This window comes from Streptomyces sp. NPDC002701, assembly GCF_042889045.1.
Lineage (GTDB): Bacteria > Actinomycetota > Actinomycetes > Streptomycetales > Streptomycetaceae > Streptomyces.
Window position 1 is genome coordinate 246,862 of the sequence record NZ_JBIAQL010000011.1, and the last position, 16,000, is coordinate 262,861.

Annotated in this window: 12 protein-coding genes; 4 read left to right on the forward strand and 8 right to left on the reverse strand. The window is 71.5% G+C overall.

Features of this window, described 5'->3' with window-relative positions:
- Window positions 1-48: 48 nt before the first annotated feature.
- From glpK to ACFYXC_RS27240, 5 genes are all read right to left on the reverse strand, one after another.
- On the reverse strand, window positions 49-1,560 hold the full coding sequence (gene glpK, locus ACFYXC_RS27220) for a glycerol kinase GlpK (protein WP_389554395.1): 1,512 nt from the start codon (window positions 1,558-1,560) through the stop codon (window positions 49-51).
- A 35-nt stretch (window positions 1,561-1,595) separates the two neighbouring features.
- On the reverse strand, window positions 1,596-2,321 hold the full coding sequence (locus tag ACFYXC_RS27225; RefSeq protein WP_388918502.1) for an MIP/aquaporin family protein: 726 nt from the start codon (window positions 2,319-2,321) through the stop codon (window positions 1,596-1,598).
- A 356-nt stretch (window positions 2,322-2,677) separates the two neighbouring features.
- Window positions 2,678-4,324 (reverse strand): EAL domain-containing protein, encoded by a 1,647-nt coding sequence (locus tag ACFYXC_RS27230; protein ID WP_389554397.1) that lies wholly within the window; start codon window positions 4,322-4,324, stop codon window positions 2,678-2,680.
- A 114-nt stretch (window positions 4,325-4,438) separates the two neighbouring features.
- Window positions 4,439-5,629 (reverse strand): lipid-transfer protein, encoded by a 1,191-nt coding sequence (locus tag ACFYXC_RS27235; RefSeq protein WP_389554399.1) that lies wholly within the window; start codon window positions 5,627-5,629, stop codon window positions 4,439-4,441.
- Window positions 5,626-6,060: a Zn-ribbon domain-containing OB-fold protein gene (locus ACFYXC_RS27240; RefSeq protein ID WP_389554427.1), complete on the reverse strand. Its 435-nt coding sequence runs from the start codon at window positions 6,058-6,060 to the stop codon at window positions 5,626-5,628. Before ACFYXC_RS27240 ends, ACFYXC_RS27235 begins: the two co-directional genes overlap by 4 nt.
- A 264-nt stretch (window positions 6,061-6,324) precedes the next feature.
- On the opposite strand from ACFYXC_RS27240, the gene ACFYXC_RS27245 reads away from it, so the two are divergent.
- On the forward strand, window positions 6,325-7,134 hold the full coding sequence (locus ACFYXC_RS27245; protein WP_389554401.1) for a M15 family metallopeptidase: 810 nt from the start codon (window positions 6,325-6,327) through the stop codon (window positions 7,132-7,134).
- A 59-nt stretch (window positions 7,135-7,193) separates the two neighbouring features.
- On the forward strand, window positions 7,194-7,730 hold the full coding sequence (locus ACFYXC_RS27250; protein WP_388918511.1) for an NUDIX domain-containing protein: 537 nt from the start codon (window positions 7,194-7,196) through the stop codon (window positions 7,728-7,730).
- Between the two features lie 33 nt (window positions 7,731-7,763).
- On the opposite strand, the gene ACFYXC_RS27255 is transcribed toward ACFYXC_RS27250, so the two are convergent.
- On the reverse strand, window positions 7,764-10,127 hold the full coding sequence (locus ACFYXC_RS27255; RefSeq protein ID WP_389554403.1) for a glycoside hydrolase family 31 protein: 2,364 nt from the start codon (window positions 10,125-10,127) through the stop codon (window positions 7,764-7,766).
- A gap of 212 nt (window positions 10,128-10,339) precedes the next feature.
- Between ACFYXC_RS27255 and ACFYXC_RS27260 the strand changes: the two genes are divergently transcribed.
- Window positions 10,340-12,307, forward strand: coding sequence for an acetoacetate--CoA ligase (locus ACFYXC_RS27260; RefSeq protein WP_389554405.1), 1,968 nt, complete (start codon window positions 10,340-10,342; stop codon window positions 12,305-12,307).
- An 88-nt stretch (window positions 12,308-12,395) separates the two neighbouring features.
- Window positions 12,396-13,292 (forward strand): hypothetical protein, encoded by an 897-nt coding sequence (locus tag ACFYXC_RS27265; RefSeq protein ID WP_389554406.1) that lies wholly within the window; start codon window positions 12,396-12,398, stop codon window positions 13,290-13,292.
- A gap of 81 nt (window positions 13,293-13,373) precedes the next feature.
- Here the strand turns inward: ACFYXC_RS27265 and ptsP are convergent, their stop codons facing one another.
- Together ptsP and ACFYXC_RS27275 are read right to left on the reverse strand one after the other, a co-directional pair.
- On the reverse strand, window positions 13,374-15,044 hold the full coding sequence (gene ptsP, locus ACFYXC_RS27270) for a phosphoenolpyruvate--protein phosphotransferase (protein WP_388918522.1): 1,671 nt from the start codon (window positions 15,042-15,044) through the stop codon (window positions 13,374-13,376).
- A 77-nt stretch (window positions 15,045-15,121) separates the two neighbouring features.
- On the reverse strand, window positions 15,122-15,571 hold the full coding sequence (locus ACFYXC_RS27275) for a PTS glucose transporter subunit IIA (RefSeq protein WP_388918525.1): 450 nt from the start codon (window positions 15,569-15,571) through the stop codon (window positions 15,122-15,124).
- Between the last annotated feature and the right edge of the window lie 429 nt (window positions 15,572-16,000).

Consider the following 16,000-nt stretch of genomic DNA (forward strand, 5'->3'; position numbering starts at 1 on the left):
CCGGGGACGGAGGTACGGGCCACGGTCTTCGGTACGCGGAACGCCGGTTCAGTCCGCGCCGTCCTCGTGCCAGCCGAAGCTCTTCTCCACCGCCTTGCGCCAGTTGTGGTACTCGCGGTCACGGACCGACGCCTCCATGGAGGGCGTCCACTCGACGTCCTTCTGCCAGTGCGACTTCAGCTCGTCGAGGTCGTTCCACACCCCGGTCGCCAGACCGGCCGCGTACGCCGCTCCCAGACAGGTCGTCTCGGAGACCTTCGGGCGGATCACCGGCACGTCGAGGACATCCGCCTGGTGCTGCATCAGCAGGTTGTTCTTCGTCATGCCGCCGTCCACCTTCAGGGTTGTGATCCGCACCCCGGAGTCCTGGAACATGGCGTCCACGACCTCACGCGTCTGCCAGCTCGTCGCCTCCAGGACGGCCCGCGCCAGATGTCCCTTCGTGACGTACCGGGTCAGACCCGTGACGACTCCGCGCGCGTCCGAACGCCAGTACGGCGCGAACAGACCCGAGAAGGCGGGCACGATGTACGCGCCGCCGTTGTCGTCGACGCTCGTCGCCAGGGTCTCGATCTCGTCGGCGGTGCGGATGATGCCGAGCTGGTCGCGGAACCACTGCACCAGCGCGCCGGTGATCGCGATGGACCCTTCCAGGCAGTAGACCGGCGCCTCCGCGCCGATCTTGTACCCCATCGTCGTGAGCAGGCCGTTCTTCGAGGGCACGGGCGTGTTCCCGGTGTTGAGCAGCAGGAAACTGCCCGTCCCGTACGTGTTCTTGGCCGTGCCCACGTCGTAGCACGCCTGGCCGAACACCGCGGCCTGCTGGTCGCCCAGCGCGGACGCCACCGGGACCCCGGCGAGCTGGCCCACGGCGGTTCCGTACACCTCGGCCGAGGACCTGATCTCGGGGAGGACCGCTTCGGGGACGTTCATCGCGGAGAGGATGGACGGGTCCCACTGCAGCGTCTCGAGGTTCATCAGCATGGTGCGGCCGGCGTTGGTGACGTCGGTGACGTGCCGGCCGCCGTCGGTACCGCCGGTGAGGTTCCAGATCAGCCAGGAGTCGATCGTGCCGAAGGCGATCTCGCCGTGTTCGGCGCGGGCCCGCAGCCCCGGCACGTTGTCGAGCAGCCAGGCCGCCTTGGGCCCGGAGAAGTAGCTGGCCAGCGGCAGCCCGGTCTGCTCGCGGAACCGGTCCTGCCCGTCCGCCCCGCCGAGTTCGGCGCAGAGCGCGGAGGTACGGGTGTCCTGCCAGACGATCGCGTTGTGTACGGGCTTGCCGGTGGCGCGGTCCCACAGGACCGTCGTCTCGCGCTGGTTGGTGATCCCCAGCGCGCTGAGCTGGTCGGCGCGGAGCCCGGCCTTCGCGACCGCGCCCGCGACGACGGCCTGCACCTTCGACCAGATCTCGGTGGCGTCGTGCTCCACCCAGCCGGGTTTGGGAAAGATCTGGCGGTGCTCACGCTGGTCGACGGCGACGATCGCGCCGTCCTGGTTGAAGACGATGCAGCGGCTGGACGTGGTGCCCTGGTCGATTGCGGCGACGAACCTGTCCGTCATGACGTCCCCTTCGTCGGATTCTGCGGTGGACCGCGCTAGAAAGCCGCGTTGAAGATGAGCCCGGACAGCGCGCCGCCGATCAGCGGCCCCACCACCGGGATCCACGAGTAGCTCCAGTCCGACGTGCCCTTGTTGGGGATCGGCAGGACGGCGTGCGCGATGCGCGGGCCCAGGTCACGGGCCGGGTTGATGGCGTATCCCGTCGGACCGCCGAGCGACAGACCGATGCCGACCACCAGGAACGCGACGATCAGGATGGCGGTGCCGGACTGGCCGAGTCCCTCGGTGAGCCCGAAGGCCAGGATCGGCAGGACCAGACCGACGGTCGCGATGATCTCGGTGATGAGGTTGGCCACGGGATGGCGGATGGCGGGCGCGGTGGAGAAGATCCCGAGCGTGGGCTGCGCGATCTCGTCCTCGGCGTTGGCCTGGAACTGTGCGAAATAGACCAGCCAGCACAGGACCGCGCCGAGGAAGGCACCGACCAGCTGACCGGCCACGTAGAAGTGGACCTGGTCCCAGTCGCCGGTGTCGATCGCGATGCCGAGCGTCACCGCCGGGTTGAGGTGTCCGCCGGACAGCGGCGCGGCCGTGTACGCGCCGGCCAGTACGCCGAAGCCCCAGCCGAAAGCGATGACGGCCCAGCCGGCGTCCTTCGCCTTGGAGTGGTTGAGTACGACGGCGGCGACCACGCCGGCGCCGAACAGGATCAGAATCGCTGTGCCGATGACCTCACCGACGAAGACATCTCCATTGCTCATGGCGGCTCCTAGGCCCAGGCCCGGGGCGGACCGCTCCGGGCCACCGTGCAGGGTGCGTTTCCCATGGCGACTTGGCGACTTCAGCCGAAGGCAGGGACGTCCCGCGCCCCGCCCGGCGTCCGTGACGAGCGTGCCGTAGCAGTCGAATCGCCCGTGGGGGATGACCCGTCGGCGCGGACCGGAGACCGCGCGGCACAGTGCCTTGATTGCGCCGGAATGCGACGATGCCGACTGACACCGGAAGTGTTCACCGGCACTGTGGGAGCGTCAAGGTCGCGGGCGACAACGGTTCACGGGCACGCCTCCCACCGACCGACGGCCGGCGGTCCGCCCCGGCGCCCCGGATCCTCGACCGCTCAGGCCCGGCTGCCGGCCGGGGCCGGTGCCGCGTCCGACCCGCGCCGGACCTCGTGACCCTGCACCCCCGCACGGCCCAGCACCCAGCTGGTCCCGCGCAGGGCCTTGGCGGCCTTCTTGAGAGGGGCCAGACAGGCGGCGGCCTGACGGTGGTCGGTCACACTCCCCGGAGCGCACAGCACGGTCGCGAGGGACAGCGTGACGGCCGGCCCGCCCGCCGACCAGGGAGCGTCGAGCACGGACGCGGCCAGCGGATCGAGCCCGTCCGGGTCCGCCAGGACCAGGAAGTCGTCGCCGCCGATGTGCCCCACCCGGGTGGCCCCGGCCGCCGCGGCCTGCAGCGCCCGTCCCACCGCGCGGATCAGCTCGTCGCCCGCCGCGAACCCCGCACCGTCGTTGACCTGCTTGAAGCCGTCGACGTCCAGCCAGCTCAACGAGAACAGCCGGCCGCCGAGGATCCGCCGGTCCACCTCTTCGGTGATGGCGTCCGAACCGGGCAGCCGGGTGAGCGGATTGAGCCCGGCCGCCTCCTCCACGCGGCTCTCGGCGAGCGCCCGTACGAGATCGGCCAGTCGTACGACGCCCACGCAGCGCCCGAGCCGGTCGACGACCGCCACGTCGTCCGACGTACGGTCACGCGCCCCGTCCGCCACCACGTCGAGGACCTCCCACGCGGTGGCGTCGACCCCGACCGTACGCGGCGGATCGCCGAGCCGGGCGGCCGGCCGGTCGGCGTACAGGGCGTGCCCGTAGCGCGCCGACATCGACAGCAGGAACCGCGACCGCTGCACCGACCGTACGGGCACCCCCGCGGCGTCGACGAGCACCACCCCGGACACCTCGGGCGATCCGGTCAGCAGCGCCCGCACCTGCCCCGCGGACGCGACAGCGGGCAACAGCGCGGCGGGCCGTACGAACTGCCGCACGGGCGGCCCGTCGGGCGGCCCGTCGGGCGGCACCGCCGCGGCGACGGGGGAGAGGGCCGGCACGTACACATCCGCCGCGGGCCTGCGGGCCGGAGGCCCGAACAGATCACCCTGCGCCAGTTGCGCGCCCGCCGCGAGCGCCGCCGCGCACTGCGACTCGGTCTCCACCCCCTCGACCGACAGCAGCGCGCCGAGCTGCTCGCACAGGGTCCGCATCGCCCGCACCACGGCGGGCCGCGACAACAGGGACGCGTCCAGTTTCACCAGGCCGGGCGCCAGGTCCGCCAGCACCCGCAGGGGTACGTCCCCGTCGCCGATGCCGTCCGCGCAGATGTGGAAGCCCTCCTCGCGCAGCGCCGCCACCGCCTCGACCAGCGCCCGGTGCGGCACATGGGTGAAGGGCGGGCCGACATCGACCGTGATCTCCCACGGCATGCGCCCGGCCTCGCGCACCGCGTCGCGGAGCGCGGCGAGACCGCCGAGATCGGCGAGGGTGCCGGCGAACACGTTCACGTGGAGCGGCAGGAGCGTCTCCTGCCGGGCGGCCGCACGCATCGCCGACGCGGCCAGCGTGCCGTCGAGTTCGGGGTCCCGGCGGGCCTGGGCGAGTACGTCTCCGGACTCGGGGCGGACGAGTATCTCCAGCGCCGCGACCCCTCCGGTCGTGAGGTTGACAACCGGCTGGAAGGCGAATCGGAGAGTATCCGTCCAGGAGGGCACGTCAGCATGATGGCGGCACCCGCGGACGCCCAGGCCCGGTTCACGAGCTGTTCACGCACGATTCCGTGCCGGTCACACAGCGTGCCCGTGGTCCTGTGGAGGCTGCCTGTCGCCTCATCTGACGGCGATCACGGACGATCCGTGCCCGAACAGCCCCTGGTTCGCGGTGATTGCGGCCCGAGCCCCCACGACCTGCCGGTCACCCGCCGTGCCCCGCAACTGCCGGGTGAGCTCGCAGACCTGGGCGATGGCCTGCGCGGGAACGGCCTCGCCGAAGGAGGAGAGCCCGCCGCTGACGTTGACGGGTATACGTCCGCCCAGGGTTGTCGTGCCCTCCCGCAGGAGCTTGGGGGCCTCGCCCTCGCCGCACAGCCCGAGGTCCTCGTACCACTGCAACTCCAGGGCCGTGGACAGGTCGTAGACCTCGGCGAGCGAGAGGTCCTCCGGGCCGATCCCCGCCTCCTCGTACGCCGCCCTCGCGACGGACGCGCGGAACGTGTCGGCGGACGGCTCCGCCGCGACCGCCGAGTCCGTCGCGATGTCGGGCAGGTCGAGGACCGTGTGGGGATAGCGCGGTGTCACCGTGGACACCGCGCGGATCCGTACCGGATCCGCCGCTCCGTGCCGCCGTGCGAACTCCATGCTGGACAGCACCAGCGCCGCCGCACCGTCCGAGGTCGCGCAGATGTCGAGCAGCCGCAGCGGATCCGCGACCACGGCCGACGCCGCGACCTCCCCGGCCGTGACCGGCTTGCGGTAGCGGGCGTTCGGGTTCAGCGCGCCCATCGCCGCGTTCTTCACCTTGACCTGCGCGAAGTCCTCCAGGGTGTCCCCGTGGACCGCCATCCGCCGCCGCGCGTACAGCCCGAAGTACGTCGGATTCGTCGCCCCCAGGACACGGAACCGCAGCCAGTCCGGATCGTCGGGCCTGTCCCCGCCCGCGGGCCGGAAGAACCCCTTCGGCGCCGCGTCCGCACCCACCACGAGCACCACGTCCGCGAGCCCCGAGAGGATCTGCGCCCGTGCGGTGGCGACGGCCTGCGCCCCGGAGGCACACGCGGCGTACACGCTCGCCACCCGCGCTCCCTGCCAACCCAGTGCCTTGGCGAACGTCGCCCCCGCCACGTACCCGGGATAGCCGCCCCGCACCGTGCCCGCGCCGACGACCGAGCCGACCTCCCGCCAGTCGAGGCCCGCGTCGGACAGCGCCTCGCGCGCGGCCACCGTCCCGTACTCGACGAAACCCCGGCCCCACTTGCCCCAGGGGTGCATGCCCGCACCGAGCACCGCCACATCACCCGTCATGCCCCCACTCCCTTCGCCCCCGTCGGCCGCCAGTGCCAGGTCGTCCAGGTCGTCTCCGCGTCCTCGTTCAGTACGCCGGGGACGGCCTCCACCTCCATGCCCACCGTCAGATCGGCGACGGAGACCCCGGGAACCGCCTGCCCGAGCACCACGAGGCGCTCGGCCCGCAGCTCCACAGCGATCAACGTGTGGGGACGCCATGTGAGTTCCGGATCGGACACGTAGGGTGACGGCGGACGGTACCGACTGTCCGTGTAGGACCAGATACGACCGCGTTTGGACAGTGTCACCTCCACCAGATCGCCACCCGAGCAACCCGGATTGCGGCAGAAGGCGTCTTCCCGGGGGAAGAACACGGACGCGCAGGCCGAGCAGCGCGTGCCGAGGAGCCGGAAGTCCTCTCCCTCGCCGGTGAACCAGCCGGGGACCACGGGGGTACGGGTGCGGGACACGGTTCCTCCACGGCACGGGATCTGACGGAACGTCAGAAGTCTGCCACGGACCCCGCCGATCGGGCAGGGGTCCGGAGCGCGCCGGCGAGAACCGCCGGGGCCTCCTGTGCGTCCGACCATCGGTAGGGGCGGCCGGGGCCCACGGGGGTGGTTCCGGCCGTTCCTGCCGGTACGGACCGCAGCGGAGCACTTTCGTATCCGACCGCTTCCCCCGGCGAACCCGCGCCTGATAGACGCATGGTCATGACCCGACTCACCACAGCGGTACGCGGTCTCGTCATCGCGCTCGCCGCCCTGCTCGCCGTCACCGGCGCCTCCGCCACCTCACGGGCGACCCCAGGACCGAAGGCCCCCTCGGACTTCGTGGCCCTCGCGTCCGTGGACCGCACGATCATCCAGGACATCCGCTACTTCACCCCGCACAACTTCGTCGGCGAGCGCGTCGACGGCTACCGGCAACCGCTCTGCATCCTCACCAGGCCCGCCGCCGAGGCCCTGCGCGCGGCCCAGCGGCACCTGCTGCCCCAGGGGTACTCCCTGAAGGTCTACGACTGCTACCGGCCCCAGCGCGCCGTCGACCACTTCGTCCGCTGGGCCGAGGACCTCGACGACCAGACCATGAAGGGCGAGTTCTACCCGCACGTCGACAAGACCCGCCTGTTCGAGGACGGTTACATCGCCGAGAAGTCCGGCCACAGCCGGGGCTCGACCGTGGATCTCACGCTCGTGAAGGTTCCGGCGAAGCCGACGCGGCCGTACGTCCCCGGAGAGGCCCTCGTGCCCTGCTTCGCGCCCCAGGACGAGCGCTTCCCCGACAACTCCGTGGACATGGGCACCGGGTACGACTGCTTCGACACCCTGTCGCACACGCTCGACCCGCGTGTCCAGGGGACCCAGCGGGCCAACAGACTGCTCCTAAAGGACACCCTCGAAGGTCTCGGCTTCGTGAACCTGGCCGAGGAGTGGTGGCACTTCACCCACAAGCCCGAGGCATACCCCGACACGTACTTCGACTTCCCGGTGTCGGCCAAGTCGCTCGTCGCCTCTCCCTGAGGCCCCCTTCGAGGCGGCCAGCCAAAACGTCCTTGTGATCATCGGATACAGTCCCGGGCGTGTCCCCATCCCAGAACCCGCCCGCCAACTCCGCGCCGGGCACCCACTGTTCGAGCTGCGGCGCAGCCTACGGAGAAGACGTCTCCGGCTGGCCCCGCACCTGTACCTCCTGCGGCGCCGTGGCCTACCGCAACCCGTTGCCGGTCGCGGTGGCCCTGCAGCCCGTGTACGACACGAAGGGCGCGGCCCTGGTCGTCATCACCCGGACCATAGCCCCCGCGCGCGGGGGCATCGCCCTCCCCGGAGGGTTCATCGACCACCAGGAGGACTGGCGGCAGGCCGTCGTCCGTGAGCTCAAGGAGGAGACGGGCATCGTCGCGGCGAGCCGTGACGTCCGGCTCGTCGACGCACTGAGCTCACCCGACGGGCACCTGCTCCTCTTCGGAGCCCTCCCGGAGCGCCCGGCGACCGACCTGCCGCCGTCCGCCGCGACGGACGAGACCGAGGGCTGGCACCTGCTGCGCGGGGCGGCCGAACTCGCCTTCCCGCTGCACACCCTGGCGGCCCGGGCCTGGTTCGAGGGCCGGTACGTGTAAGGACCCCCGAGATTGCGCCCGGACGCCAGGCGATCAGGACTCCAGCCCTCGTACCCGTACGGGAAGGGACGGCGCGCCCGGGCCGTCGTCCCCGTCCCGCTCGACGACCACGCGCCCGCCCTGTCGGCGCGTCACATACCGCTCGACCTCCGGCTCCGCCCAGCCGTCCCCGGAGTCGACGACCACCAGCCCGCCCCCGGTCCGTCCGCGGGCGGGCGCCCACACCTCCAGCTCCACGGAACCGTCGTCGCCCCGCACCGGCAGGACCGCGCCCGCGCGGACCAGGACCGGAACGCGCGACAGAGGAGCGTCGAGCAGCACCTGCGCGGGCCCCTCGTACGCCTCCTCGGTCACCACGTCGTACCAGCGGCCCCGCGGCAGTTGCACCGCACGCCGGTCCGTACCCGGATCCAGCACAGGGGCCACCAGGAGACAGTCACCGAGCAGGAAGGCGTCCTCGCAGTCCCGCAACGCCCTGTCCTCCGGTGCGCCCCACCACAACGGCCGCACGTACGGCGCCCCCGAACGCCGGGCCAGATGCGCCAGCGTCATGAAGTACGGCAGCAGCCGCCGCCGCTCGACAAGCGCCGCACGCGCGTGCTCCAGGACCTCGTCACCGAACTCCCAGGGCTCCCTGCGCCCCGCCCGCGGACCCCCGTGTGTACGGAAGAACGGCAGGTACGCGCCCAGCTGGAACCACCGCAGATACAGCTCGGGGGACGGGCGGCCGTCGGAACCTCCCACGTCCGGTCCAGAGTAGGGCACTCCGCTGAGACCGAGCCCCATCACCAGCGACAGCGACGCCCGCACACCCGGCCACCCCGTGGCCACGTCCCCGGACCAGGTCCCTCCGTAACGCTGCATCCCGGCCCACCCCGAGCGAGAGATCAGGAACGGCCGCTCCTGCGGCGCCAGTTCACGGAGCCCCTCGAAGGCCGCCCTCGCCATGGCGAGCGCGTACACGTTGTGCGCCTCCCGGTGATCGCCGCCCCGGCCCTCCAGGTCGTGCCGCGCCGAACGGGGCAGCGTCGACTCACCGAACGCGGCGAAGGACACCGGCTCGTTCATGTCGTGCCGGAAACCGGCGAAGCCCTGCGCGAGCCGCTCCTCGTACAGCGCGCCCCACCACCGGCGCGTACGCGCGCGCGTGAAGTCCGGATGGACCACCTCGCCCGGCCGCGCCACGCCGCGCACCACCTCTCCGGCGGCGTCCCGCACGAAGGCGTCCTCGGCGCTGCCGCTGTCGTACACGGCGTTTCCGGGTTCCGCCCCGACCGCCGGATCCACGGCCGACACCAACCGGATCCCGTCCCGCAGCAACTCCTCCGCGAGGACCGGCAGTTTCGGGAAGCGGTCACGGTCGACGGTGAACACCCGCCGCGCCTCGAAATGGTCGATGCCGAGATGTACGGCGTCCAACGGCAGCCCGCGCTCGTGGTACCCGCCGACGACCCGCCGTACCTCCTGCTCGTTCCCGAAGTCCTCCCGCGCGTGCTGGTGCCCCAGGGCCCAGGCAGGCGGCAGCGCGGCCGCGCCGGTCAGCGAGGACCAGGTCTGCAGCACGCGCGCGGGAGTGCCCACCATCACCCAGCAGCGCAACGGCCCCCCGTCCATGCGCAGTTCACTCGTCCCCACCCGGTCGTGCCCGGACCCGGCACCCTCCTCGCCCTCGCGCAGGGTCACGGAGCCGTCCCAGGAACTGTCGTGGAACACGAGATGCGTGGCCGCGTCGGCCACCACCATCTGCACCGGCATGGTGAGGTACAGCGGATCGTCACCCGGACCGAAGGCCCGCCCGGGGTCGCTGTTCCACAGCCGGTACACCCCGCCCCGCAGCCGCGGCCCCGACGCCCGCCCGCCGAGCCCGAAGAACCGCGCGTCCGCCGCCACTTCGGACCGCTGCATCCAGCGCGCGGGACCACCGCCTACCGGCTCCCACCACCGCGGCGGCAGATCACGCCGCAGACTCACCCCGCCCGGCGTGAGCACCTCCACGGCGCCGTGCCGGGACACGACGACCGTCATCCGCTCCGCCACCACCCGCCAGGCACCGTCCTTGTCGGGCTCGAGCACGGCCCGCGGGTCCGGTTCGGGAGCGGCGTCCGCCAGCGCGTACGAGGGCCCCGGCCCCGCTCCGTCCCACCCCCAGAAGAGCGCCCCGCCGGCCGTGACGGTGATGCGCAGCTCCGACCGGGTGAAGCGGACGACACCGCCGCCGGGCGCCGGCTCCACGGACAGCACGGGCCCGGGAACCCGCGCGCGTTCGGCGCCCCGCGGCGGCAGCCCGGAGGCGTCGGTACGCCTCCTGCGCCACGCGGCCCGCACGGTGAGCAAGCCCTGGACCGCCCCCGCCGAACCGACCGCTTTCATCGAACGCACCAGGTCACGACCGTTCATGCTGCTCAGCCTGCCACCCGAATGGGCCTACGACCGCTTCGTTCAGCTTCCGTTCACCCGTGGTAGGACCACATGTTCACGAGCCCGACCATGTGGGGCCCGCCCTGGTGTGAAAGTCGATCACATGGCATCGTCCGTCCCAGCCGCGTGACGCGCACACCCGAGCCGTGCGCGGTCCACGCACACGACGCGCGCAGTCCGGGAGCCGCCCCATGACCTCACCGAACCCCTCACCGCTCTGGCAGCCCGACCGGGAACGCATCACCCAGGCACAGATCACCCGGTTCCACACCTGGGCCGCCGAACACCACGGAGCCCCCGCCGACGGCGGTTACGCCGCCCTCCACCGGTGGTCCGTGGACGAACTGGACACCTTCTGGCAGGCCGTGACCGAGTGGTTCGGCGTTCGGTTCTCCACCCCTTATGCGCGCGTGCTCGGCGACCGCTCGATGCCGGGGGCCCAGTGGTTCCCCGGCGCCACCCTCAACTACGCCGAGCACGCCCTGCGCGCGGCCGACACCCGAGCGGACGAACCCGCCCTCCTGTACGTCGACGAGACCCACGAGCCCCGCCCCGTCAGCTGGACCGCACTACGCCGACAGGTCGGCTCCCTGGCCGCCGAACTGCGTGCCCTGGGCGTGCGCCCGGGGGACCGCGTCAGCGGATACCTCCCGAACGTCCCGCAGGCCGTGGTCGCCCTCCTCGCCACCGCCGCCGTCGGCGGCGTGTGGACGTCCTGCGCCCCGGACTTCGGCGCCCGCAGCGTCCTCGACCGCTTCCAGCAGGTCGAACCCGTCGTCCTCTTCACGGTCGACGGCTACCGCTACGGAGGCAAGGAGCACGACCGCCGGGACACGGTCGCCGAACTGCGCCGCGAACTGCCCACCCTGCGCGCCGTCGTCCACATCCCGCTCCTCGGCACCGATCCCCCCGAAGGCACCCTGGAATGGTCCGCCCTCACCTCGGCGGACGTGGCACCCGTCTACGAAGAGGTGCCTTTCGACCATCCCCTCTGGGTGCTCTACTCCTCCGGCACGACCGGCCTCCCCAAGGCCATCGTCCAGTCCCAGGGCGGCATCCTCGTCGAGCACCTCAAACAGCTCGGCCTGCACTGCGACCTGGGCCCCGAGGACCGCTTCTTCTGGTACACGTCCACCGGCTGGATGATGTGGAACTTCCTCGTCTCCGGCCTCCTGACGGGCACCACGATCGTCCTCTACGACGGCAGCCCCGGCCACCCGGACACCGGCGCCCAGTGGCGCATCGCCGAACGCACCGGCGCCACCCTGTACGGCACCTCGGCCGCGTACGTCATGGCCTGCCGCAAGGCGGACGTCCACCCCTCCCGCGACTACGACCTCTCCCGCGTCAAGTGCGTCGCCACCACCGGCTCGCCCCTGCCGCCCGACGGATTCCGCTGGCTGCACGACGAGGTACGCGACGACCTCTGGATCGCGTCCGTCAGCGGCGGCACCGACGTGTGCTCCTGCTTCGCGGGAGCGGTCCCCACCCTCCCCGTGCACATCGGCGAACTCCAGGCCCCGGGCCTCGGCACCGACCTCCAGTCCTGGGACCCCAGCGGCAGACCCGTCACCGACGAGGTCGGCGAACTCGTCGTGACCAACCCCATGCCGTCCATGCCGATCCGCTTCTGGAACGACCCCGACGGCAGCCGCTACCACGACAGCTACTTCGACACCTACCCCGGAGTGTGGCGCCACGGCGACTGGATCACCGTCACCTCGCGCGGCTCCGTCGTCATCCACGGCCGCTCGGACTCCACCCTCAACCGCCAGGGCGTCCGCATGGGCTCGGCCGACATCTACGAAGCGGTCGAACGCCTCCCGGAGATCCGCGAGTCCCTCGTCATCGGCATCGAACAGGCCGACGGCGGCTACTGGATGCCCCTCTTCGTCCACCTCGCACCGGGAGCCGTACTCGACGAGGCCCTCCTCGGCCGCATCAAACAGACCATCCGGGAACAGCTCTCACCCCGCCACATCCCCGACGAGGTCATCGAGGTCCCCGGCGTACCCCACACCCTGACCGGCAAGCGCATCGAGGTACCGGTCAAACGCCTCCTCCAGGGCACCCCCCTCGAAAAGGCCGTCAATCCCGGCTCCGTCGACAACCTCGACCTCCTCCGCTTCTACGCGGAACTGGCCCGCGACCGCGCCTGACCGGCCCGCGAGGGCGCGGACCGGAAGGCGTTGTCAGTGCCGCCGGTTACGGTGAGTGAGCATTGATCACCGCGCTCAGGGGGAAATCATGGCGCACACCCAGCACCGGACCATGCGACGCGTCCTGCGCCGCGAAATCGCCGGCACCATCGGCCTGCTGACCGACGAGCAGGACTTCACCGCGATGCGGCGGCGCTACCGCACCTTCACCTTCGACGACCACGCGAGCTATCTCCAGCAGGTGGAAACCCTGCTCCGGACCCTCGCCTCCCAGGGCGGCCACACCACGGTGGCGCTCTTCGACCCCGAGGAGTACGCGGAATTCTGCGCCGAGCACGACCTGGACCCCGACACCGCGGCCGCCCGCACCCGCTTCACGGCGGAGCTCGCCGCGACCGGCGCGACCGTCCCCTATGAGGGCCAGACCCTCGACACCCTCGTCCCCCACCTCATCGACGAAGCCGTCCGCCGGGCGACCTGGGAGTACGCGACCACACTCCTGTCCCGCATCGGCACCTGCGCGGCCTGCGGCGAGGACATCGGCCGAGCCGCCTTCCTGCGCGCCTCGGAGCTGCTCGTCCGCATCCTCGAAGTCTCCGGCCCCGGCGACCGGCACCTCGTGTGCAGCGTCTCCACCGAGCCCGAGGCACTGGTCGCGGTCCTGCGCAGCGACGACGAGCGCGGGACACCGCACCTCGACGAGGGCGAGGCCCTGGAGTTCACCACCGTCCTCGCCCTGGGCATCGCCACCCGGACCGCCGGCGGCCTCGTCATGCGCACCAGCACGCCCGGCACGACCGACCGGGTCTACGGCTGGCGCCTGCGGGGCGAAGGACTGGAGCCGCTCACCGCCGGGGAGGTCTTCGACGCCTACTGCACGGACGTCGAATCCGGCGACCTCGTCTCCCCGGAATCGGGCGTCGACTACTGCGTCCCGCCGGACCTGGGCGACGAAGGGCGGCCCACGACCGCACACGACCACTGAACACACGTGGGGCGCCCCACCCGGCAGGTGGGGCGCCCCATGATCGAAGCCATCCGGCGCAGCCGGCGCGCGGCCCGACGACTACTCGCCGGACAGCACCGCCTGAGCCGCCGTGCGCGCTTCCTCGGCGCTGTCGCAGGCACGCGCGGCCGCCGCGGCCCGCTCGCACTGCGCCAGCGTGTACTTGGCCAGCGTCGCCCGGACGTAGGGAATCGACGCCGCGCCCATGGAGAGGGAGGTGACACCCAGACCCGTCAGCACACACGCCAGCAGCGGGTCCGAAGCGGCCTCGCCGCAGACACCGCAGCTCTTGCCCTCGGCGTGGGCCGCCTCGGCGGACATCGCGACCAGGTCGAGCAGCGCGGGCTGCCACGGGTCCTGGAGCCGGGACACGGCGCCCACCTGACGGTCGGCGGCGAAGGTGTACTGCGCGAGGTCGTTGGTCCCCAGCGACAGGAACTCCACCTCCTGCAGGATCGAGCGCGCCCGCAGCGAGGCCGACGGGATCTCGACCATGGCACCGAACTTCGCCTGCAGCCCGGCCGCCCGGCACGCGTCGGCGAACGCCTTGGCATCCGCGCGGTCCGCGACCATCGGAGCCATGACCTCCAGATAGACGGGCAGACCCTCGGACGCCTTCGCCAGCGCCGTCAGCTGCGTACGCAGCACGTCGGGGTGATCGAGCAGCGACCGCAGACCACGCACGCCCAGCGCCGGGTTCGGCTCGTCGGCAGGCGTCAGGAAGTCGAGCGGTTTGTCGGCACCCGCGTCCAGCACACGCACCACGACCCGTCCCTCGGGGAACGCTTCGAGCACCTTGCGGTACGCCTCGACCTGCTTCTCCTCGGACGGCGCGTTCTTGCTGTCGTCCAGGAAGAGGAACTCGGTGCGGAACAGACCCACGCCCTCGGCACCGGCCTCGACCGCCGCCGGAACGTCCGAGGGACCACCGATATTGGCCAGCAGCGGCACCTTGTGCCCGTCGGAGGTCGCACCGGGCCCGGACGACGCGGCGAGCGCTGCCCGGCGCGCAGCCGCCGCGGCCTCCATCTCGGCCTTCTTCTCCGCACTCGGGTCCACGAAGATCTCACCGGTGCTGCCGTCCACGGCGACCATGGTGCCCTCGGCCAGCTCACCGGCTCCCGGCAGCGCCACCACGGCGGGCACACCGAGCGCCCGCGCCAGGATCGCGCTGTGACTCGTCGGCCCGCCCTCCTCGGTGACGAAACCGAGGACGAGCGTCGGGTCCAGCAGAGCCGTGTCGGCCGGCGCGAGGTCACGGGCGATGAGGACGTACGGCTCGTCGCTGTCGGGCACACCGGGCATCGGCACACCGAGCAGCCGGGCGACGATACGGTTCCGCACGTCGTCGAGGTCCGCCACACGGCCCGCGAGGTACTCACCGGCATTCGCCAGCAGCGCGCGGTACGAGGCGAACGCGTCGTACACACCACGCTCCGCCGTGCTTCCCACCGCGATACGCCGCTCGACGTCGGCCATCAGCTCCGGGTCCTGCGCCATCATGGCCTGGGCCTCGAGGACGCCCTGCGCCTCACCGCCCGCCAGATTGCCCCGCGCCATCAGATCGGCCGCGACGGCTTCCACGGCTTGGCGGGCGCGCCCCTGTTCGCGCTCCGCGTCCTGCGGCGGTATCTGCTTGGCAGGCGGCTCGAGCACCGCCGTCCCCATGTGCCGAACCTCGCCGATCGCCACACCGTGGCTCACGCCGACGCCTCGCAGCGTTGTCTCCATGTCACCCGTCTCCGATAGAGCGGCGGGCCTGCCGCCGTGTTGTCGTGCTGTGCGTGCCGTCGCTGACGGCGATGAGGTCAGCGCCAGCTGAAAAGAGCGTCGCCAGCCTTCACTTCGCCGTCAACGCTGACGTCGGAGAGGGACTCGGCGGTGGCCTCGAGTGCCACGACGGGACAGATGGGGGACTTGCCGGCCGCTTCGACGGCGGCCGGGTCCCAGCGCACCACGGACTGGCCGCGCCGCACGGTGTCCCCCTTGTTGACGAGCAGTTCGAAACCCTCGCCGTTGAGCTGAACGGTGTCGATGCCGAGGTGCGTCAGCACTCCGTGCCCCTCCTCGTCGACCACGACGAAGGCGTGCGGGTGGAGCGAGACGATGACGCCGTCGATGGGGGCGACGGCCGCGGAAGCCTCCCGGACGGGGTCGATCGCGGTACCGGGGCCCACCATGGCCCCGGAGAAGACCGGATCGGGTACAGCGGTGAGTCCGATGGTGCGTCCTGCAAGAGGGGACGTCACGGTGGTCATGGGAAGCCTCCCGGGGGCGGGGATTCATAGGGGGCCCGTCACTGCCTGTCCCGGACGGCGCCCTGTTGAGCAGCGTAAGTCATGGGAACTGACGGTTCCGCGCGAGAGGATCCGGCCGGTGGACGTCGGGCCCGGCGGAAACGATTTGCGTCGGCTCCGGAGCCCGATGTAGAGTCATACACCTGCTTGAGGCCGAGCGATGCGAGTCATGCGTCCTGGCCAGGCAGCACCCAAATTGTCAGATCCTATCTCGGGGTCTCGTTTCGCATGTCCGCGGAACGGTGGTCAGAGAGACGGAAATTCACTGATAGAGTTTGGGAACACGAAGGGAAGCGCCCGGAGGAAAGCCCGAGAGGGTGAGTACGAAGGAAGCGTCCGTTCCTTGAGAACTCAACAGCGTGCCAAAAATCAACGCCAGATATGTTGATA

Coding starts and splice junctions, on each gene's coding strand:
- ACFYXC_RS27245 (WP_389554401.1), top strand. CDS start 6,325: ATGACCCGACTCACCACAGCGGTACGCGGTCTCGTCATCGCGCTCGCC.
- glpK (WP_389554395.1), bottom strand. CDS start 1,560: ATGACGGACAGGTTCGTCGCCGCAATCGACCAGGGCACCACGTCCAGC.
- ACFYXC_RS27275 (WP_388918525.1), bottom strand. CDS start 15,571: ATGACCACCGTGACGTCCCCTCTTGCAGGACGCACCATCGGACTCACC.
- ACFYXC_RS27255 (WP_389554403.1), bottom strand. CDS start 10,127: ATGAACGGTCGTGACCTGGTGCGTTCGATGAAAGCGGTCGGTTCGGCG.
- ptsP (WP_388918522.1), bottom strand. CDS start 15,044: ATGGAGACAACGCTGCGAGGCGTCGGCGTGAGCCACGGTGTGGCGATC.
- ACFYXC_RS27235 (WP_389554399.1), bottom strand. CDS start 5,629: ATGACGGGTGATGTGGCGGTGCTCGGTGCGGGCATGCACCCCTGGGGC.
- ACFYXC_RS27265 (WP_389554406.1), top strand. CDS start 12,396: ATGGCGCACACCCAGCACCGGACCATGCGACGCGTCCTGCGCCGCGAA.
- ACFYXC_RS27225 (WP_388918502.1), bottom strand. CDS start 2,321: ATGAGCAATGGAGATGTCTTCGTCGGTGAGGTCATCGGCACAGCGATT.
- ACFYXC_RS27260 (WP_389554405.1), top strand. CDS start 10,340: ATGACCTCACCGAACCCCTCACCGCTCTGGCAGCCCGACCGGGAACGC.